Annotated in this window: 18 protein-coding genes; 9 read left to right on the top strand and 9 right to left on the bottom strand. The window is 71.2% G+C overall.

Annotated elements, in window-relative coordinates:
- Window positions 1-9: 9 nt before the first annotated feature.
- Window positions 10-822, top strand: a complete 813-nt coding sequence (locus STRTU_RS31725; RefSeq protein ID WP_159748533.1) for a class I SAM-dependent methyltransferase — start codon at window positions 10-12, stop codon at window positions 820-822.
- 230 nt (window positions 823-1,052) lie between these two features.
- Here the strand turns inward: STRTU_RS31725 and STRTU_RS31720 are convergent, their stop codons facing one another.
- Entirely contained in the window at window positions 1,053-1,733 is a 681-nt protein-coding gene (locus STRTU_RS31720; protein WP_159748532.1) for a cysteine hydrolase family protein, read from the bottom strand.
- Between the two features lie 279 nt (window positions 1,734-2,012).
- Here STRTU_RS31720 and STRTU_RS31715 point away from each other — a divergent pair, with 279 nt between their 5' ends.
- The 3 genes from STRTU_RS31715 to STRTU_RS31705 all read left to right on the top strand — a co-directional run bounded on the left by STRTU_RS31715 (window position 2,013) and on the right by STRTU_RS31705 (window position 5,785).
- Window positions 2,013-2,477 carry a pyridoxamine 5'-phosphate oxidase family protein gene (locus STRTU_RS31715; RefSeq protein WP_159748530.1) on the top strand — a complete coding sequence of 155 codons (465 nt, stop codon included), beginning with the start codon at window positions 2,013-2,015 and terminating at the stop codon, window positions 2,475-2,477.
- Between the two features lie 307 nt (window positions 2,478-2,784).
- Complete coding sequence (locus STRTU_RS31710; protein WP_159748528.1) at window positions 2,785-4,245, top strand: acyl-CoA synthetase; 1,461 nt, start codon at window positions 2,785-2,787, stop codon at window positions 4,243-4,245.
- A 187-nt stretch (window positions 4,246-4,432) separates the two neighbouring features.
- Complete coding sequence (locus STRTU_RS31705; RefSeq protein ID WP_174879030.1) at window positions 4,433-5,785, top strand: carboxyl transferase domain-containing protein; 1,353 nt, start codon at window positions 4,433-4,435, stop codon at window positions 5,783-5,785.
- 32 nt (window positions 5,786-5,817) lie between these two features.
- On the opposite strand, the gene STRTU_RS31700 is transcribed toward STRTU_RS31705, so the two are convergent.
- Window positions 5,818-6,726 carry a LysR family transcriptional regulator gene (locus STRTU_RS31700; RefSeq protein WP_159748526.1) on the bottom strand — a complete coding sequence of 303 codons (909 nt, stop codon included), beginning with the start codon at window positions 6,724-6,726 and terminating at the stop codon, window positions 5,818-5,820.
- Between the two features lie 74 nt (window positions 6,727-6,800).
- On the opposite strand from STRTU_RS31700, the gene STRTU_RS31695 reads away from it, so the two are divergent.
- Window positions 6,801-7,934 (top strand): DMT family transporter, encoded by a 1,134-nt coding sequence (locus STRTU_RS31695; RefSeq protein WP_246241548.1) that lies wholly within the window; start codon window positions 6,801-6,803, stop codon window positions 7,932-7,934.
- A gap of 124 nt (window positions 7,935-8,058) precedes the next feature.
- Here STRTU_RS31695 and STRTU_RS31690 read toward each other — a convergent pair whose 3' ends face one another.
- Window positions 8,059-9,390 carry an aminotransferase class I/II-fold pyridoxal phosphate-dependent enzyme gene (locus STRTU_RS31690; RefSeq protein WP_159748524.1) on the bottom strand — a complete coding sequence of 444 codons (1,332 nt, stop codon included), beginning with the start codon at window positions 9,388-9,390 and terminating at the stop codon, window positions 8,059-8,061.
- Between the two features lie 23 nt (window positions 9,391-9,413).
- On the opposite strand from STRTU_RS31690, the gene STRTU_RS31685 reads away from it, so the two are divergent.
- Together STRTU_RS31685 and STRTU_RS31680 are read left to right on the top strand one after the other, a co-directional pair.
- Entirely contained in the window at window positions 9,414-10,091 is a 678-nt protein-coding gene (locus tag STRTU_RS31685; RefSeq protein WP_159748522.1) for a pyridoxamine 5'-phosphate oxidase family protein, read from the top strand.
- Between the two features lie 9 nt (window positions 10,092-10,100).
- Window positions 10,101-10,757, top strand: coding sequence for an FMN-binding negative transcriptional regulator (locus tag STRTU_RS31680; RefSeq protein WP_159748520.1), 657 nt, complete (start codon window positions 10,101-10,103; stop codon window positions 10,755-10,757).
- A gap of 14 nt (window positions 10,758-10,771) precedes the next feature.
- Here the strand turns inward: STRTU_RS31680 and STRTU_RS31675 are convergent, their stop codons facing one another.
- From STRTU_RS31675 to STRTU_RS31665, 3 genes are all read right to left on the bottom strand, one after another.
- Window positions 10,772-11,761 (bottom strand): DMT family transporter, encoded by a 990-nt coding sequence (locus STRTU_RS31675; RefSeq protein WP_159748518.1) that lies wholly within the window; start codon window positions 11,759-11,761, stop codon window positions 10,772-10,774.
- Between the two features lie 178 nt (window positions 11,762-11,939).
- Window positions 11,940-13,154, bottom strand: a complete 1,215-nt coding sequence (locus tag STRTU_RS31670) for an EamA family transporter (RefSeq protein WP_246241547.1) — start codon at window positions 13,152-13,154, stop codon at window positions 11,940-11,942.
- A 91-nt stretch (window positions 13,155-13,245) separates the two neighbouring features.
- The gene (locus STRTU_RS31665) at window positions 13,246-13,776 is read right to left on the bottom strand and encodes a Clp protease N-terminal domain-containing protein (RefSeq protein ID WP_159748516.1); all 531 of its coding nucleotides are present in this window, start codon (window positions 13,774-13,776) and stop codon (window positions 13,246-13,248) included.
- A gap of 296 nt (window positions 13,777-14,072) precedes the next feature.
- Here STRTU_RS31665 and STRTU_RS31660 point away from each other — a divergent pair, with 296 nt between their 5' ends.
- Window positions 14,073-14,501, top strand: coding sequence for a type II toxin-antitoxin system Rv0910 family toxin (locus tag STRTU_RS31660; protein WP_159748514.1), 429 nt, complete (start codon window positions 14,073-14,075; stop codon window positions 14,499-14,501).
- Window positions 14,502-14,576: 75 nt separating this feature from the next.
- On the opposite strand, the gene STRTU_RS31655 is transcribed toward STRTU_RS31660, so the two are convergent.
- The gene (locus STRTU_RS31655; RefSeq protein WP_159748512.1) at window positions 14,577-15,206 is read right to left on the bottom strand and encodes a PadR family transcriptional regulator; all 630 of its coding nucleotides are present in this window, start codon (window positions 15,204-15,206) and stop codon (window positions 14,577-14,579) included.
- Between the two features lie 1,395 nt (window positions 15,207-16,601).
- Window positions 16,602-16,763 carry a hypothetical protein gene (locus tag STRTU_RS31650; protein WP_246241546.1) on the bottom strand — a complete coding sequence of 54 codons (162 nt, stop codon included), beginning with the start codon at window positions 16,761-16,763 and terminating at the stop codon, window positions 16,602-16,604.
- A gap of 400 nt (window positions 16,764-17,163) precedes the next feature.
- On the opposite strand from STRTU_RS31650, the gene STRTU_RS31645 reads away from it, so the two are divergent.
- Entirely contained in the window at window positions 17,164-17,985 is an 822-nt protein-coding gene (locus tag STRTU_RS31645; protein ID WP_159748510.1) for a PhzF family phenazine biosynthesis protein, read from the top strand.
- A 58-nt stretch (window positions 17,986-18,043) separates the two neighbouring features.
- Here STRTU_RS31645 and STRTU_RS31640 read toward each other — a convergent pair whose 3' ends face one another.
- Window positions 18,044-18,853, bottom strand: coding sequence for a CPBP family intramembrane glutamic endopeptidase (locus STRTU_RS31640; RefSeq protein ID WP_272591815.1), 810 nt, complete (start codon window positions 18,851-18,853; stop codon window positions 18,044-18,046).
- Window positions 18,854-18,911: the final 58 nt, after the last annotated feature.

Here is an 18,911-nt window from a genome sequence, read left to right as displayed (position 1 = left end):
AGCCACACCATGACCCAGCGCCCTGCCACCACCACCCCCTACAACAGCGGCATGCTGAGCAATGACGCCGACCGTGAACGCGACCGCTTAGCGGCCATCCAACGCAACGTCGATACCTTCACCACCGGCCTTCTCGATGGTCTTGGTATCGAACCCTCCTGGAACTGCCTGGAATTGGGCGCAGGCGCCGGCTCCATCGCCTACTGGCTCGCCGAACGCTGCCCGGACGGACGCGTAGTCGGTGTCGATCTCGATACCCGCCACCTCGATGCGAGCCGGGCCGCGAATCTGGAGATCCAGGAAGCCGACATCACGCGGGAGGATTACCCGCCCGGCAGTTTCGACCTCATCCACGCCCGCTACCTGTTCTGCCATCTCCCGGAACGCGACGAGATGATCGCGCGGGCCACCCGCTGGCTCTCCCCCGGTGGCTGGCTCATCGTCGAAGAGCCCTACCAGCTGCCCGGCCATACGTCCCCGTTCCCCGTGGTCCAGCGCCTCCTCGATGCCTATCAGCACAGGTATCAGCAGCACGGGGCTGATCTGACCTGGGTCCGCGGCCTCCCGGCCCTCCTCGCCCGCAACGCGCTGACCGAGGTGGCCTTCGCCGCGAATCCCGGCTGTATGGGCGGACTCGACAAGGACCGCTGGCTTCCGCTCATCACGCAGGCGGCCCCCGGTCTTCTCGCCGACGGTCTGATCACAGAAGCCGATCTGGCGGAGTTCGCCGCCCTTCTGAAGGATCCGGCCTTCATCGACATCCCTCAGGTGACCATCTCCGCGTGGGGCCGTCGTCCGGCGGAGTCCACGGCGACTGCCTGAGCGGAAGCCGACGGAGGTGGGCCTCTGCCGCCGAGCGGGATCAGCCCGGCGGCAGAGGCCCACGACCGTCCCCCTCCCCGCCAGTTGGGGCTCAGGGTGCGCTCCGGTAAGAAGCGCTCTCAGCCACGCCCCATACGGTCGCTTGCTCACGCCGGTAGGTCCTGGCTGGTGGTGGCGCGGGCGACACCCCGGCCCAAGTGATTTGGCGGCGGCTGCCGGGATCAGCGAGATCAGGAGGGCGCAGGCGTGTCGTTGGGGGCCGGGGTGGCACGCTCCGGTCTCCGCCGCCAGGTGGTCAGGACGTCATCGGTGGTGGTGACGGTGGCGACCAGGGCGAGGGTGTGGCGGATCATCGCGGGGGTGTAGTCGGCAGGTACCCCGGCGATGGCGTCCGCGGGTACTACGGCCGTGTAGCCGAGGTTGACGGCGTCGAAAACGGCATTGGGGATGGCCACATTCGCCGACACCCCCGTGACGACCAGGGTCCGGCACCCGAAGTTGCGCAGCAGCGCGTCCACGTCGGTACCGGCGATCGGCGAGAGGCCGTGCAGTCTGCGCACCACCAGGTCATCGTCGGAGACGGGTATCGGGTCGGCGATACGGACCGCGGTGGACCCGCTGAGCTGTTGGATGGGCAGTCGCTCGGCCGCCTTGAACAAGCGGGCGTTGTGGCTGGCGCCGCGGCCGTCGGGGCGGCGTTCGGCGACCGCGTGCAGCACCTGGACACCGGCGTCGTGGGCGGCCGCCACCAGCCGGGCGACGTTCGCCAGCGCCCCCGACGTACGTGCCGCGTCGGCGAGTTCGGGCAGTGCGCTGTCCGGGCCGACCACCCCGCGCTGGCACTCGACGGTGAGCAGTACGGTCGTGGCGGCGTCCAGTTGGCCGATGAGCCGTGCGGCGTCCGAAGGCATCGCTTTCCCTTCTGGCGGGCCTGAATTCCGTGGGTCTGTTGCCGTCGGTTGGTTCCGTAGGTCTGTTGCGCGGCGGGTCCGGGTTCTGGCGATGCGCTTTCCCGACGGGCCTCCTGGAGGCGGGCCGAGGCTAGCGGGCATTGCGTACGTCAGGAAGAGCCCGCATGATTTCTGACGTCCAGTCAGATAGCGCAACCAGGTAGGTAGCCGAGGGCTGGGCCGGTGTCAGGTGAGCGGGGCAGTGCCGCATGAGCGGTACACGGCGGAGGGCGATGGCGGATGGCCGATACACAGCGGCGCGGGCGCCGGATCATGATGACGCAGGGCGAGCTCGACGCGTTCCTCTGGGCGCAGCGCACCTGCCGGGTCGCCACGGTCGGTGGCGACGGTGCGCCGCACGTCGGGGCGCTGTGGTTCGTCTGGGACGGTACGGCGCTGTGGCTCTATTCGATCACCCGCAGCAAACGGTGGGCCCAGCTGCGCAAGGACCCGCGGATCACGGTGGTCGTCGATGACGGGCACGCGTACGGCGAGCTGCGCGGCGCCGAGCTGGCGGGCCGCGCCGAGTTCGTCGGGGAGGCGCCGCGCACCGGCGAGCCGTGCCCCGAACTGGACGCCCCGGAGCGGCTCTTCGCGCAGAAGTACTTCGGGACGGCCACGATGCCGCACGACGGCCGACATGCGTGGCTGCGCCTGACGCCGAAGTCCGTCGCATCGTGGGACTTCCGCAAGATCCCGGGGTGAGGGCGCGGGCGTACGAGACGGGGCCCACGGCTGCGGCTGCGGCAGCGGCAGCGGCCGGGTGACGGCCGGTACAGCTTCGGCATCTCATCGGGCCGGTCACCGGGCGCCCCAGGTGGCGTCAACCACCGGGACCAGGTGTCGCCGCCTTCGAAAGGTCGCAGTCGTCACGTGTGATCACGTTGCACATCACGTTGTCAGTGGTCTCTGCGAGAGTGGTGTGGGTCAGCCCGTTCGGTACCGGCAGGTGCGGGAGCGGGACGGCCCGGCCGCGAGGTGGCCGGGTGCCGCCGAGGACGAAGGAGATCCGGTGAACGTGCTCTTCCCCGCGCTGCGCGACGCTTCGCCCGCACCCGCGCTGTGCTTCGGCGATCGCAGCCTCAGCCATGGCCAGTTGGCTTTGGTGGCGGGGGCGCTCGCCGAGCGGATCGCCGGTGAGACCCGTATCGCCCTCTGGGCAACGCCGACGCTGGAGACCTCGGTCGGTGCGGTCGCGGCGCTGCTCGCCGGGGTGGCCGTGGTGCCGGTCAACCCGAAGATCGGCGAGAGCGAGCTGGCGCACATCGTGGCGGACAGCGCGCCCTCGCTCGTCCTGGCCGAGCCGGGCTCCGAGCTGCCGGGCCCGCTCGCCGCGCTGTCCCGTATCGACATCGAGGCCGCGGCGCCCTCCGAGGAGGCCGGGCCGGCCCCGCTGCCGATCGAACCGGGCGATGAGGCACCGGCGCTGATCGTCTACACCTCCGGCACGACCGGGCCACCCAAGGGCGTGGTCCTCCCCCGGCGCGCCCTTGCGCACACCCTCGACGCGCTGGCAGACGCCTGGCAGTGGACCGCCGACGACGTCCTTGTACACGCCCTGCCGCTCTTTCACGTCCATGGGCTGATCCTCGGCATCCTCGGGCCGCTGCGCCGCGGTGGCAGCGTGCACCATCTGGGGCGCTTCAGCACCGAAGCGGTGGCCCGGGAACTCGCCACTGAGGGCACGATGCTCTTCGGAGTCCCGACGATGTACCACCGCCTGGCCGCCGAGGTGGGGCAGAATCCCGCGCTCGCCAAGGCGCTCTCCAGGGCCCGGCTGCTGGTCTCCGGCTCGGCCGCGCTGCCGCTGACCGATCATGAGCGGATCACGGCAGCCACCGGCCGACGGGTGATCGAGCGCTACGGCATGACGGAAACGCTGATGAACACCAGCGTCCGGGCGGATGGCCCCGATGCGCCTGGGACCGTCGGCGTACCGCTCCCGGGGGTCTATGCCCGGCTCGTCGACGAGGCGGGCCAGGCCATCGAGGCGAACGACGGCGAGACGGTCGGCGAGATCCAGGTCCGCGGCCCGAACCTCTTCGTCGAGTACCTCAACCGCCCCGATGCCACCGCCGCGGCCTTCGACGGCGGCTGGTTCCGCACTGGTGACATGGCGGTCCGCGACGCCGCGGGCAACTACCGCATCGTGGGCCGTAAGGCCACCGATCTGATCAAGAGCGGCGGCTACAAGATCGGCGCGGGCGAGATCGAGAATGCGCTCCTGGCCCACCCGGGCGTCGCCGAGGCCGCCGTCACCGGCGCGCCGGACGAGGATCTCGGTGAGCGGATCGTCGCCTGGATCGTGGCGGAGACCGGTCCGGACGCCGGCCCGGCACCCTCCGCCGAAGAACTTGCCGACCATGTCGCCCGCCAGCTCGCCCCGCACAAACGCCCCCGTACCGTGCACTTCCTGGACGCCCTGCCGCGCAACGACATGGGCAAGATCCTGAAGCGTGAGCTCCGTGCGTAGGGGCGGAGGTGGCGGGGACGGGGGCGCGGTCCCCGGGGAGGCCGACGGTCGGCGCGGCGGCGGCACCGGGCCCACGACCGACGACAGCGCCGCGGCCGGCAACAGCACCACGACCGACGCCCACACCCCACCCGCCCACGCCGCCACCACAGCCCTGCCATACGCCCGGCTGACAGCCCGCCAAGCCATCGCAGCAGTGGCGGACAGCTACTCCGAAACGGCCGTGCCCGACGACGTCGGAATCCCCTCCGGGGCATCGTCCAGGACGCCGTCCGCACCCGACGGCCCCCTCGGCTGGCGCGGCTACGACGAAGCGCGGGCCCGCGCCCGGGAACGGACCGGCGAGGAGGAGTCGGTGGTCACCGCGCTGGCCACGATAGGCGGCCGGGAAGCGGTCGTGCTCTCCTTCGAGTTCCGCTATCTGGGCGGCTCCCTCGGTGAGCGCACCGGCGACCGTCTGGAGGCCGCCTACACCCACGCCCGCGAACACCGTCTGCCGGTCGTCTCCCTGATCGCCACGGGCGGCAGCCGGATGCAGGAGGGGATGCGCGCGCTGACCCAACTCCAGCGGGTGGCACGGCAGTCGGCACTCAACCGCGCCGCCGGGCTCCCCCAGCTCGCCGTGTTGCGCGATCCGACGACCGGCGGCGGCTGGGCCACCCTGGGCGCGGCCGCCGATGTGATCCTCGCGCTCCCCGGTGCCCAGGTCGGCTTCGCGGGCTCGCGGGTGCGTCCCCCGGATGCCGACCCCTCCGCCTACACCGCCGAGGGCCAGCTGGCCGCCGGCCAGATCGATGCCGTCGTCCCGCCCGACCAGCTGCGGGCCACGCTCCAGCGATGGCTGCAACTACTGGGCACATCACGGGAGTTGCCCGCCACAACGGTGGATCCGGCGCCTCCGCCGGCTGCGCTCGGCCCACCCGGGCTGCCGGAGACCGGCTGGGATGCGGTGGTCCGCGCCCGCGCATCCGGGCGGCCGCGTGCCGAGGCGTATTTGCGCGCCTACTTCGACGACCGGGAGGAGATCAGCGGCGACCGCTGCGGCGGTGTCGACCCCGGCATACGGTGCGGATTCGGCCGCCGCGAGGGGCGCACCATCGCCTTCGCCGCCCAGTGCGGTACGGCCACCCGCCCGGCCGGATTCCGTACCGCCGCGCGGCTCGTCCGGCTCGCCGACCGGCTCGGCGTGCCGGTCCTCACCCTCGTCGACACCCCGGGCGCCGCCAACGACGCAGCGGCCGAGCGCGCCGGTGCCGGGGCCGCCATCGCCGACACCTTCGCGGCGCTCGCCACCGCCCGGGTGCCCGTCACCTCCCTGCTCATCGGCGAAGGCGGTTCGGGCGGTGCGCTGGCCCTTGCCGCACCGGACCGGCTCTGGGCCACACCGGACAGCTACTTCTCCGTGATCGCCCCGGAACTGGCCGCGGCCATCCTCAAACGCGACGAGACACAGATCCACTCCACCGCCGACCAACTCCGTATCCGCCCACAGGACTTGCTGGAGCTGGGCGTGATCCGCGGCGTCGTCCCACCGGCCTGAGCAAAGCCCGCGGGCAGCCGACGCCGGCCGCCTCAGGAACCCTGCAGACTCTTCCCGGCCGTGCGGAGCGCTCCCACGGCGGCCCGGATCGAGGGCCTGCGGTCGGCATCCGCACGCCAGATGGCATAGACATGGCGCCGCATCGTATGGCGTACGGGCACCACGCTCACTCCCTCCGGCACGGGCCCACGGCCGAGTCGCGGAGCCACCGCGACGCCCAGTCCCGCCGCGATCAGGGCGAGCTGGGTGCCGTGCTCCTCCGCCATATGCGCGACCCGCGGCTCAATGCCCTTGCTGCGCAGCGTGAACATCAGCCACTCATTGCAGAACTCCCCCTGCGGCCAGGAGATCCACTCGTCATCGGCGAACTCCTCCAGCTCCACGGACCGCCGCTGGGCCAGCGGATGGGTGGACGGCATCGCCACATCGGCCGGATCGTCCAGCAGCGGGGCCTTCGCCAGCCCGTCGGGCAGGGACAGCGGCCGGTTGTACCAGTCCAGGACGACCGCCAGATCGATGTCGCCACGCACCACTCCGCGGACCGATTCGTCCGGCTCCATCTCCGTGAGCCCTGCCCGCAGCTGGGGGTGCTCGGCGCGGAGGGTGACGAGCGCGGCCGGGAAGAGCCCCCGTGCCGCAGTGGGAAATGCACCCATCCGCAGCTCGCCCACCGCCTGGCCGCGATGCGCCTCCAGCTCTGCTTGGGCCAGCTCGACCTGCGAAAGGATGCGCGTCGCATGATCGGCGAGCAGCCGTCCGGCGTCGGTCAGCCGCACCCCACGCCCGTTCTTCGCCAGCAGCTGCTGCCCGGTCTCCCGCTCCAGCTTGGCGATCTGCTGCGAGACGGCGGAGGTCGTCACATGCAGCCCCTCGGCAGCCGCGCCCACCGAGCCATGGCGGGCGACCGCACTCAGCGTCCGTAGGCGATCAAGGTTCAACATATAAGCAATGCTAAGCGATACCCGCCACGAATTTTCGCTTGTGCTACGAAGTTGTACCCCGCATCGTGGACCTCATGCGCACCGCCACCGGCACCCCCACCGGCACCCCCACCGGCACCTCCACCGCCTCCGCCGACACCACGAACACCGCGGCTACGACTGACCGCCCCGCCGCCGACGGGGACGCCGCGACCTCCGCGATTACCGCGGCCACCGCTACTACCGCGACCTCCGCGGCCCCCTCGCTCCGCACCGGGACGGCGACCACGACCGCCAGCCCCAAGACCGGCGGCCGGGCCCGCAGCTGGCAGCTCCGCTTCGCCGTCCTCTCCCTCGTCTGGGGCTTCAGCTTCCTCTTCATCAAGGTGGGCACCCAGGGCTTCGCTCCCCTGCAAGTGACGCTGGGCCGGGTCGCCTTCGGTGCGCTGGTGCTGCTGGCCGTCCTCACGGTCAAGCGTGAGCGGCTCCCCCGGTCCGCCCGCATCTGGGCCCATCTGACCGCGGCCGCGTTCTTCCTCAACGCGCTGCCGTTCTCCCTCTTCGCGTACGCCGAGCTGACCATCCCCTCCACACTGGCCGGCATCTGCAACGCCACCTCACCGCTGTGGGGTATGGCGCTGTCGGTCATCGCGCTCTCCGAGGACCGCCCCACCCGCCGCCGGGTGGCAGGTCTCGGCCTCGGGTTTCTGGGCGTACTCACCGTGCTCGGCGCCTGGCAGGGCTTCGCCGGCACGGATCTGACGGGCACCGTGATGGCACTGGGCGCGGCGCTCAGCTACGCCATCGGCTGGATCTACGTCCGCCGCACCCTGGCAGGCGTCTCGCACTCACACCTGTCGATGTCCACCACCCAGCTGCTCCTGGCCACCGCCCAACTGGCCGTCGTGACAACACTGTTCACCACCGCACCGACCAGCTACCCGATCATCCCGCTGCTCGCCGTCTTCGCCCTGGGTGCCCTGGGTACCGGCCTCGCCTTCCTCATCCAGTACGGCCTGGTCGCCGAGATCGGCCCCACCACCGCGCAAATGGTCACCTATTTCGTCCCCATGATCGCCACCGCGGCCGGCGTGACCCTCCTGCACGAACAACTGAGCTGGAACACCCCGCTCGGCGCCCTCATCATCCTGGCCGGCGCCGCCCTCACCCAGAGCAGGCCCCGCCCCATCCGCCCGGCAGCCCCGCGGACCGACTCGACCCCGGACTGACGACGCCGGTCCGCATCTGACACCGGGCCCCAAGGTTCCCGAGCCCCCGAGCCGCGTCTCGGGGGCTCTTCGGCGCCCCGCCTCGCAAGCTCCCGAGACCGCCACTCCGCCTCGCACTCACCGCTCACTCATACCGCCGCGCCTCCCCCACCCCCGTCGCCGCGGCGACGGCATCTGCCACCGGGGTGATGTCGTCGTCCGTGAGGCCGGAGACGGTGATGCGGATGCCGGGTGGCGAGTGCAGGCGGAAGCGTGCGCCGGGGGCCACCGCCCAGCCGGAGTGCAGGAGTCGGGCCACCGCGCCCGTCTCGTCCGGGACCTGCACCCAGACGTTCATACCGCTGCGGCCGCGCGCACGGACCCCGCGCTCCGCCAGCGCCCGTATCAGCGCCTCCCGCCGCCGGCCGTACGCTCCGGCCACCGCCGCCGGGTCGATCGCGGAGGTCCGCCACAGATGAACGACCGTGTCCTGGAGCAGATGACTGATCCAGCCCGGCCCGAGGCGCTGACGGCCGCGCACCCGGTCGATGGTCAGCGCATCGCCGGTGAGCACGGCAAGCCTCAGGTCCGGGCCGTACGCCTTGGCGGTCGAACGGACCAGGACCCAGTGGTCGGTGACCCCGGAGAGCGGATGGAGCGGGAGATCGACGATGCCATGCCCGTGGTCGTCCTCGATGAGGAGGATGCCGGGGTTTTCGGCCAGCAGGGTGCGGAGTTCGGTGGCGCGGGCGCGGCTGATGGCGGCGCCGGTGGGGTTCTGCGCCCGGTCGGTGACGACGACGGCACGGACACCCTCCTGGACCGCGCGCGCCAACTGCTCGGGCAGCGGGCCCTCGTCATCCACTCCGACCGGAACGGGGCGCAGTCCGAGGGCCGGGATGAGATCCAGCAGGCTGCCCCACCCCGGATCTTCCACCGCCACGGCGTCGCCGGGCCGCAGATGGGCGGCCAGCACCCGCTCCATGGCGTCCAGCGAGCCGCTGGTGACGGCGACGGGCGCCTCCGTCACGCCGTCGGCGGCGAACGCCGCGCGGGCGAGAACGGCGAGGTCGTCGTCCACGGCCGGTGTGCCGTAGAGCACGGGACGCCGTGCACTACGGGCGGCGGCCTCGGCCAGCGCCCGCTCAAGCGGCGGCAGCAGCGATGGATCGGGGTTTCCGTCGGAGGCGTCCCGGACGCCCGGCGGCACCTCCACCCGCAGCGCCTCGCGCGACGTGCTCGCGGGACGGGGCCGCACCCGGCTGCCGCGCCGGCCCGCGGTCTCGATCACCCCTCGGTCGCGGAGGGAGCGGTACGCCGCCGCGACCGTATTCGGATTGACCTCAAGATAGACGGCCAACTCCCGCAGCGGAGGCAGCACTTCACCTGGCTGGAGCCGACCCGCACCGACGGCCCGCTCGACACTGGCGGCAATCTCCGATGCGCGCCGCCCTTCGATCAGATACTCTCCTAGCACAAAATTGATTATGCACTAGTGCAATGGAGATCGCAATGGCCCCCGCCGCGTCGTACGAACCGACCGAGCGCACGACCCCCACCCGCGCCCGCGAACGCGCCGCCTACGACCACGAGACCGTGCACGCCATCCTCGACGCGGGCTACGTCTGCCATCTGGGCTTCGTCCGCGACGGCTCCCCGGTCGTCCTGCCGACGCTCTACGGCCGGGTCGGCGACCGCCTCTACCTCCACGGCTCCACGGGCTCCCGCCCACTGCGGATGGCCGGCGCGGCGCCGGACCCCGGCCTGGAGGTGTGCGTGACGGTCACCCATGTCGACGGTCTGGTGCTGGCCAGGTCCGCGTTCCACCACTCCCTCAACTACCGCTGCGTCGTGGTGCACGGCACCGCACACCAGGTGACCGACGAGGAGGAGAAGACGGCCGCGCTCGACGCGCTCGTCGATCATGTGCTGCCCGGACGTGCGGCGGACTCCCGGCCGGGCAACACCAAGGAGCTGGCCGCCACCTCCGTGATCCGTCTCGACCTGCACGAGGTCTCCGCCAAGATCCGCACCGGCGGCCCCAACGACGAGCCGGAGGACCTCGCGCTGCCGTATTGGAGCGGCGTCCTGCCCGTGGCCCCCGTGTACGGCACCCCCATACCGTCCGACGACCTCGCGCCCGGCACGCCCGAGCCGGCATATCTCTCCGCCCGCTGAGGAGCCACCGTGCTGATCCACCCCTGGGACGCCCCCACTGAGGACGCCGAATGGCAACAGTGGCTCGTGGCACACGACTTCGGCCAGCTGGCGGCCAATGGACGCCCCGGCGAACCACCGATGCTGCAGCCCCTGCACTTCGCCTACGACCCGTCCCGCCGCGAGGCCGTCGCGCATCTGGCCCGGCCTCATCCCCTCTGGAGCGCGCTGGAAGACCGGCCGACGGTGCTGCTGAGCGTGGTAGACGACTACACCTTCATCCCCGGCCCCTGGCAGGCCGCCGAGGACCAGCCGCCCGAACACGGCGTCCCCACCAGCTTCTATGCCGCGGTCCAGCTGACCTGCACCGCCCATGTCGTGGACGACCCGGAAGCGAAGGCGGCGCTGCTTCAGCGTCAGATGGCCCACTTCCAGCCGGAGGGCGGCTCAGTGCCGGTCGCCGCGGGTGCCGCTCCGTACGGTCGGCTGCTGTCCGGCATCCGTGGCCTGCGCCTCGAAGTGCGGGAGGTCCGCGCCAAGTTCAAGTACGGCGGCAAGCGGAGCGAGGCCGTCCAGCACCGTATCTCGGAACGCCTCGCCGAGCGGGACGGCCCCGGGGACGCGGCGGCCCGCACCCACCAGCAGCGCAGACTGGCCGCAGCCGCCAAGGGGAAGCCCGCTTCCTGACGGCTCCCCCGCCCTCAGCCCGCCACCGGCTCAGCCGACCTCGCCCCCGACCGCGCCCCCGACACCGCTCCGCGCGCCTCGGTCACCGCCAGCCCCGCAACGGCCGTCAGCAGCACCCCCGTTCCGACCGCCGTAGCCATCGTGAGCCGCTCCCCGAGAAACAGCACCGCGATGGCCGCGGCCGACACCGGCTCGATCAGTGAGATCACGGACGCGGTCGCGGCACGAACGACGGCCAGGCCCGCGAAGTACAGCCCGTAGGCCAGCGCGGTCGGCACCGCCGCGATATAGGCCAGCAGGCAGAGGCTGCGGCCCAGATCATGCGCCTCGGGCAACAGCCCCTCCACCGCCGCGAGCGGCAACAGGCACAGCGCACCGACCGCGAAGGCGCTGACCGTCGAGGCGTAGGGATCGCTGCCGCCGTCCTTGCCCAGCCGCCGGGTGGTCAGCGTCATCGCGGCGCAGCCGGCCGCCGACAACAGGGCATAGCCGACACCGGCCGGCCGGACGGTGGCAGCGCCGTCGCCGCCAAGGACCAGGACCGCCAGCCCGGCCAGCGCCCCGGCGACGGCCAGGACTCCGCCCGCACCGAGCCGTTCGCCCATCGTCACCCGCGCCCCGATAGCGATGAGGACCGGGCCCGCCCCCATGGTGACGACGGTGCCCACGGCCAGCCCGGTGGCTTCGACTGCGGCGAAGTAGGCGGCCTGGAAGACGGCGAGCGAGACGCCGGTCATCACGATCCGGGCCAGGCGCCGCCGGAGCGGCTCGGACGGGGCGGGGACGGCGGCGGTACCGGACCGGCGGCGCAGCAGCGCCCGTACGGCGAGCAGGAGGACCAGCCCGCCAAAGGTGCGCCAGAAAGTGAGGGCGAGCGGCCCGAGTCCGCTGCCGCGGTAAAGGAGCGCGGCGGCCGCGCCCGCGGTGCCCCAGGCGGTCGCGGCGAGCGTGACGTACAACAGCCCCCGGCCGACGGGCAGGGCGGAGGAAACGGTGGCATGCATGGGAGAGGTGCTCCGGGAAATCCAGGACGGCGTCATACGCCGTGGAGTGGTCGCGTGGTCCCGTATGCAGGCAGCGACAAGCGGCTCGGGAACCAGCCCGAGCCCGGTTTTCCTCGGAGGCCGCCGCCCGCGTTACGCGGCGGGAGGGGGCAGCACAGTCGAATGCATGATCGACACCCTATGTCGCGTGGGAACCGGCCGACAAGTCATCCCCGGTCCGGGCCGAGGCCACCGGGGCGGCCGACGACTCCGGCGCCCCGCTGCCCTCGGGAGCGCCGGCCCCGTCACCCATCCCCGCCCCGTCGCCCGCACTGTCAACGGCCCCCGAGCCGCCTCCCGCCCCCGTCCCGCCTCCGGCCACCCGCACCGTCTCCGTCCCCTTCGGCTTGGCCGACTGCGCGATGAAGGCGCCGATCAGCACCACCGCCCCGCCGACGATCTGCGGTGCGGAGAGATGCTCGCCGAGCAGGATCCAGGCCAGGACCGTCGCAATGACCGCCTCCAGACAGGCGACCACTCCGGCCACCTGTGGCGAGAGCCGGCGGATCGACACCACACCGGTGAGGTAGGCCGCCACCGTCGCGATCAGCACGATCCAGGCGAGCAGCAGAGCGGCGGGTACCTGGGTTCCGTTCAGGTCCGCGCCGCCACCGAGTACGGCCCAGTCCATGCCCCAGGGGCGGGCGATGACGGTGAGGAGGACGGCGCCGATCAGCAGGCCGTAGGCGATCACACCGAGCGGGTCCACCGCGTCGTCGCCGTCGGTCCCGTGGTCGGAGAGCACGAAGTAGCCGACCTGGCAGCAGGCCGCGCCGAGCGCCAGCGCAAGGCCGATGGCATCGAAGCTCAGCCCGGACCAGACCTCCACGACACAGGCCAGTCCGCCGACGGCCAGCACCACGCCGACCGCCGCGGCCCGGGTGACCGGCCGTTTTTGAACGAAGCGGACCCAGCCCAGTACCAGGGCGGGGGCCAGATATTCGATGAGGAGCGCGACCCCGACGGGAATACGGGAGAGCGCGGCGAAGAAGCACGCCTGGACGCCGGCGACGGCGAGCAGCCCGTAGCCCGCGAGCAGCGCGGGCCGACGACGCGGCAGATCCCGATGCCGCCAGGCGACCGGCAGCACCACCAGCGCCGCCCCCGCCACCCGCAGCCAGGTGACTTGGAGCGGTTCGAGGCCGACGGCTATCAGGGGCTTGGCGGCGACGCCCGAACCGCCGAAGGCGAGCGCGGACAGCAGGGCGATACCGAGGCCGGCGCCGCGTCCTGCGGGCGCCCGACCAGGGCGGGCCCCGAGGGCGGACGATGACTGCTGGGCCCCCAAGGCCCCGGAAACTCCCTGGCCCGAGCCGGTCGATGACCCTGCCGGGCTCCCCGAAGACGCGTGCATCCGGCCATCATGGCAGCCGTCGTCAGTAGTGCCACCCCCCAAGACCCCTGTCAATCCTGGCCACGGGCCTGTCAATCCCGGCAGGGTGCTGTCAATCCTGGCCGGAGCGCTCCCCGTCCAGCCGGTCGGCGAGCCGGGCGGTGTCGACGGAGGCCCGTCGCAGCACCTCGACGGCCCTGGATTCCGGGTCGTCCACCAGAGCCGCCAGCAGGTCGAGGCAGCCCGCGCGGGTGGCGTAGCGGGCATGGGCGCGGTCCAGGGCACCGTCCATGGCGGCGGCCGCGGCGGGTGACCATCCGGGGACGGCACCCTCGGCGACCACCGGGACCGCGCCGGAGTCCTCGATGGTGCCGTGCCATCGGAGTCCGTAGCCGATGCTGCGCTGGACCAGGTAGCCGAGCAGCCGTGCGACCTGCGGTCCGCCCTCGAAGGCGTCGCGTACGGCGGGGTCCCATTCCAGGAGGCCGTGCAGCAGATGCGCGGTGTCGACCTGCCGGTCGCCGTCGCGGGTGGCTCGCCTGCGGGCAGCGGATACGACCGACGCGAGCTCGACGGTGAGCCGAGTATCGAGGTCCTCCGGGGCGGGGCTGCCGCCCCCACTGTACGCAGTACGGTTTTGCACAGCACCCACCCCACCAGCCCCTGAGGCCCGGAACATCACCGCCGGGAAGCATTTGCCCCTCCCCCGCTGGTTGCGCACACCCACACCCGATCTCATCCTTACGGAGGAGATGTGCGGGAATCGTGAAGTCCGGACATTCAAGGACAGGGCGACCGCCCACCCCGCCTCCGGATCCATCACCCCATCCGAAAACTGACGACTCGTCAGCAAGGGGCGACCCTCACTCTTGAACCTTCACCCCGGCACAGCTACGTTCCGCCGCACCAGCCAGGGATCGTCACCGAAGGGGTGATCGCATGGCCGAAGTCACCGCACAGGCCCGTATCGAGGCACCGCCCGCGAAGGTCTGGGAGCGGCTCACCGACTTCGACTCCTACGGGGAGTGGAACGCCACCCACACCGCCTTCCCCAAGGGCGGCCCGGAATCACTCCAGGTGGGCGCGGGCTACGAGGAGAACATGAAGCTGATGGGCTTCCCGGCGGAGGTCGCCTGGACCGTGCGGGAACTGGAGCCCGGCCGACTGCTCGGCATCGAGGGCAAGGGCCCGATGGGCGTCACCCTGGGGATGCGTTACGCACTCACCCCGGAAGACGGGGCAACGACCGTACGCATCGACGGGACGTTCACCGGAGCCGCGGTTTCGCTGATGGCCGGCAAACTCAAGGACTCAGCGAGCGCCGCCCTGAACGAGTCACTGCGCAAGCTCGCCACCCTGACCACCTGACCCTTCGGGGCCCTTCGGGAACCTTCGGGGGCCACCCCTCGCCCGACCCCCGAAGGCCGCACCCCCACTCCTCGCTCAGTCCTCCTCAGCAAGGATCAGATACAGCTCCTTGCGCGCCTTGTTGACCACCGCCATGGCCTTCTCCCGCTGTTCGGGACTGCCGGTGGCCCACACCTGCCGGAACGCCTCCACCAGGCCGCCGCCCGCCTTGCGGATCTCGTTCATCGCCTCCCAGTCGACACCGCGACCGGCATCCTCCCAGGGGGCGTCCGAGCCGCCGTCGGCCTCCGCGCGCCCGGCGTCCGTCAGCGAGAACAGCTTCTTGCCGCCCTCACTGGCGCTGGCGATCAGCCCCTCGTCCTCAAGGAGCTGCAGCGTCGGATAGACCGAGCCGGGACTGGGCTTCCACGCCCCTCCGCTCCGCTCGGCGATCTCCTGGATCATCTCGTAGCCGTGCATCGGACGGTCCTTGAGCAGCGCCAGAATCGAGGCGCGCACATCACCCCGCCGCGCCCGCCCACGCGGACCGCCACGCCCTCGGCCACCACCAAAGGGCGGCCCACCAAACGGCGGCCCAAACGGCCCAAAGGCCGAACGCCGCCGCTCCCAGCCACCCCCGAACTCACCACGGCCGCCGCCGTGCCGCCCGGGTCCGCAGTGCTCATGCCGATGCTCATGTCCGTGTTCATGTCCATGGGAACGCATGATGACGTCCTCCATCTCTCTATCGTTGATCTGTCGCGATGCCTCAACGATATATCGGGACTGTTCGCCGAAGCAAGGGCTGAGCGAAATCCGGTTGTGGTTGTCCCGTCTCCGTCGATACGGTCCGCGTCTCAAGTGCTCTGGTCCGATTCGCCTCTGTTCTCAGGTGATCCGGTCCATCAGATTGATGGACACACCGGTTCTGGCCCCGTCTCAAGCAATCCGAGGTAACACGCTGTTTCCGGACGGAGAGGGCGATCGTGGTCGGGCGCTCGCGTCAGAGCCGTCCGTGAACCTGCGCTTCGGGGAGCCTTGGCCATCGGTTGCCATGGATCTGGCGGTGGGCCGATGCTCCGGTGTGGGGCTGGGGCTTGTCGTCGACAGAAGGAGTGCCGCGATCTGGGCCGCACAGGGCTGTCATGCCCAATGTGGGGAGCGCAGTCGGCAGCGGTTCGCGGGGAGCGTGCCCGAGCCGCGGGAAGCGGTGACCAGGGGTCCAAGGGCCGGTGCCCTGCCCGCCATCACGGTCATTCTCAAGTCGCGGGCAGGTCTTCCTCTTGAGGATGGGTTATTAGAATGACGCCTCATGCTCCGCAAACTCTTCTGGCCGCTCTGCGGCATCGTGGCGCTTCTCCCAATCGTGGCCGCACTGCTCGCGCATTACCGCCTCGTGGACGGCGACACGTCCAGCACACTGGTCGTAGTCGCTCTGATAGCCGAGGGCCCCATGATCCTTCTCTCGTGGATCCTCTCCCGCCAGAGGACTCGCGAGCGCCACGCGCGATACAAGCGGGCGTAACCGACCCGCGAGGCGGTCCTGCAAGCCGTGGACAGTGCGGCTGTCCGCGACGTCCGGGACAGCAAGGGCAGCGCGCACGCCGTGCGCATGATGCGCAAGTAGGTCCCCGAGATCCCACTCGCCGAGGCTGCGAAGCCGTTCATGAGCCTCTAGCGCCCAGAACCGTTCACCTAGCCCAACCGCACCCTCTTGCCCCAGCAGTGAGGTTCACGGACGGGCTCTCAGCGTGGCTGACGACTCAGGCATGGTATCAGTTCGAAACGGCGGAGCCAGACCAGATCGGCTGCGACAGCACCCGGCATTCACCCGCCCGGGACCACATCACCTGAGATTCCCGGCATCTCCACGTCTCAGCTGAACTGGTCACCGCAGGTCAGGAGCCCGACTCGGGGCCCAGATCATTTAATACGGGACAGTGGTGCCTCAGCGAAGCCGCACTGGTCTCACTGCAGATCGACGACCGGCCTGGTCGTCTCATCGCCGTTTCACCGGGCGGTCAGCGAGCCGGGCCTGGACGATGACGAAAGCGCGCCGTCAGCTGGTGTTGGACGGCCGGGAAAGCAACGGGAAGGCAAGACGCCCCGAAGGAACCGCTTCTAGAACGGGCCACCGCGGAAGAGCACGCTGCCGTGGTGGCGCGGGCGGTCGCCACGTTCGTGGGCTGCGTCGGAACGGTCCGCGGGGGTCGAGAACCGGGCAAGGGCCCGGAGGGTGGCCAGGCCGGCCAGCACCTCGTCACGGCGCTCAGCGGACTTCATCCAGGCCGGCAGCCGGGCGATTCATCGTCCTCGTGGGGGAGACACGACGCTCGCACCCGAGATACCTCCAGGACTCCGACCTCCGCGGTCACTTCAAGCACTCCGCGGACCTGCCCGTCGAACCGGCTTCAAGCAGCGCGTCACCGCTGAGCCCGTCGCGTGAGTGCCCGCCGCCGGCTTCTCCACCAACCCGCCAGAGGACGGCCCTGGACGACCATGAAGCCATCGCCTGTCCGTCTTCGCGTACTCGGTCCAGGTCCCGCAGATTCCCAGGTCAAGGGCAGACACGCGCCCTTGAAGTGCGTCACCCGGAGTGGGTGCCGGTCCGCATTCGCTTCCCGGCCACCTCCCCCGAATTGGCCTTGGCCTGCGGCTTTGCGATGGCTCTACTCTCGCGGGCATGAGGATTCGTATCGTCGACGCCTTCAGTGAGCGTCCGTTCGCCGGCAACCCCGCGGGAGTCATGCTGCTCGACTCCGGTGCCTTTCCCGATACGGCGTGGCTGCAACGGGTCGCCACCGAAGTCAATCTGTCCGAGACCGCCTTCGCGCATCCGCTGCCCGCGGGCGCCGACGCCGACTGGGCGCTGCGCTGGCTCACCCCCGCGGCCGAGGTGAACATGTGCGGGCACGCCACTTTGGCCACCGCGCATGTCCTGCACACCACGGGGACGGCCACCGGTACGGTCCGTTTCCGCACCCGCAGCGGGGTGCTGACCACGACGGCCGACGACCGCGGCGCGATCACCATGGACTTCCCGACGGCGCCGCTCACCCCCGTCGAGGTGCCGCCGGTGGTCGCGGACGCGCTGGGCACCGAGGTCCGCTCCGCGCACGACACCGGGCCCGATGTCGGCGATCTCCTGGTCGAGCTGGCCGACGAGGAGTCCGTACGAGCGCTGGCCCCGGACCTCAAGGCGCTCGCCCGGCACGGCGGCCGCGGGGTGATCACCACCGCCCGTGCCGACAATCCCGACGGCGGCTATGACTTCGTCTCGCGCTGCTTCTTCCCCGGGATCGGCATCGACGAGGACCCGGTAACGGGCAGCGCGCACACCGCGCTGGCGCCGTTCTGGTCGGCGCGGCTGGGCCGTGCCCAACTGGTGGGCCTGCAGGGCGCCGCCCGCACCGGCTTCGTACGGACCGACCTGCGCGGCGACCGTACGCTGCTGACCGGTTCGGCGGTCACGGTCATCGACGGGGAACTACTGGCCACCGACTGAGCCGGCCCGCCCGGCGGCCGCTCCGGGGAAGGCGCGGCAGGCACCGGCCGCGCCCCCCTCACGGAGTCGGCAACCACCCCACCCTTCCCGCGAGCAGCGCATACCCGACGAACGCCACGATGTCGATCAGGGCATGCGCGGCGACCAGCGGCCCGACCCGCCCCCACCGCCGGTAGAGCAGGACGAAGAGCACGCCCATCACCATGTTGCCGACGAAGCCACCGATGCCCTGGTACAGGTGGTAGGAACCACGCAGCACCGAACTGGCCGCGAGTGCCGCGAGCGGCGACCAGCCCAACTGCCCGAGCCTGCGCAGTAGATACCCGACGACAATGACCTCCTCCAGGACGGCGTTCTGCACCGCGGAGGCGATCAGCACCGGGATCTTCCACCACACATGGGGCAGCGCCTCGGGGACCACCGTCAGATTGAATCCGGCCGCCCGCGCGCCCAGATAGAGCAGCAGACCACTGCCGCCGATGACGACCGACAGCGCGAGGCCGCGGCTCAGGTCGAATACGGGCCGCCGCCGGTCGAAGCCGATCGCCCGCAGGCCGCCGGCCCGTTCCCGCAGCAGCAGATGCGCCACCAGCGCCACGGGCACCAGGGCGGACGCGATACCGAACAGCTGCCAGGCGAGATCCAGCCAGGGCCGGCCGGGCGCATGGGAGCCGTTGAGTGTCGCCGCCTGGTCCTTGAGGCCGCCGGGCTTGGTCACCGACCCGATGAAGCTGATCAGCGCCGACAGCCCGCTGGCCCCCAGGGAGAGGGCCAGAACGATCCATGTCTCGCTCCACAGAATGCTCCGGGACGGCTCCTCGACGACCCCGCCACCAGGGCCTTGACCTGGAACATCCGCATCGGCCAAGGGACTTGTATCCGACTGCACACTTCCTCCGCTTCCGCGTTTAACGCCTCGTCACCGC

Origin of the sequence: Streptomyces tubercidicus (genome assembly GCF_027497495.1) — a bacterium.
Classification (GTDB): Bacteria; Actinomycetota; Actinomycetes; order Streptomycetales; family Streptomycetaceae; genus Streptomyces; species Streptomyces tubercidicus.
The sequence above is the reverse complement of the archived record's forward strand: the minus strand, read 5'-3'. Positions and strand labels throughout refer to the sequence as shown.

What these genes read in the sequence shown, in the direction of transcription:
- STRTU_RS31670 (WP_246241547.1), bottom strand. Translation starts at nt 13,154, where the DNA reads ATGCACGCGTCTTCGGGGAGCCCGGCAGGGTCATCGACCGGCTCGGGC.
- STRTU_RS31685 (WP_159748522.1), top strand. Translation starts at nt 9,414, where the DNA reads ATGGAGATCGCAATGGCCCCCGCCGCGTCGTACGAACCGACCGAGCGC.
- STRTU_RS31650 (WP_246241546.1), bottom strand. Translation starts at nt 16,763, where the DNA reads ATGAAGTCCGCTGAGCGCCGTGACGAGGTGCTGGCCGGCCTGGCCACC.
- STRTU_RS31655 (WP_159748512.1), bottom strand. Translation starts at nt 15,206, where the DNA reads ATGCGTTCCCATGGACATGAACACGGACATGAGCATCGGCATGAGCAC.
- STRTU_RS31695 (WP_246241548.1), top strand. Translation starts at nt 6,801, where the DNA reads ATGCGCACCGCCACCGGCACCCCCACCGGCACCCCCACCGGCACCTCC.
- STRTU_RS31645 (WP_159748510.1), top strand. Translation starts at nt 17,164, where the DNA reads ATGAGGATTCGTATCGTCGACGCCTTCAGTGAGCGTCCGTTCGCCGGC.
- STRTU_RS31715 (WP_159748530.1), top strand. Translation starts at nt 2,013, where the DNA reads ATGGCCGATACACAGCGGCGCGGGCGCCGGATCATGATGACGCAGGGC.
- STRTU_RS31725 (WP_159748533.1), top strand. Translation starts at nt 10, where the DNA reads ATGACCCAGCGCCCTGCCACCACCACCCCCTACAACAGCGGCATGCTG.
- STRTU_RS31700 (WP_159748526.1), bottom strand. Translation starts at nt 6,726, where the DNA reads ATGTTGAACCTTGATCGCCTACGGACGCTGAGTGCGGTCGCCCGCCAT.
- STRTU_RS31660 (WP_159748514.1), top strand. Translation starts at nt 14,073, where the DNA reads ATGGCCGAAGTCACCGCACAGGCCCGTATCGAGGCACCGCCCGCGAAG.
- STRTU_RS31675 (WP_159748518.1), bottom strand. Translation starts at nt 11,761, where the DNA reads ATGCATGCCACCGTTTCCTCCGCCCTGCCCGTCGGCCGGGGGCTGTTG.
- STRTU_RS31720 (WP_159748532.1), bottom strand. Translation starts at nt 1,733, where the DNA reads ATGCCTTCGGACGCCGCACGGCTCATCGGCCAACTGGACGCCGCCACG.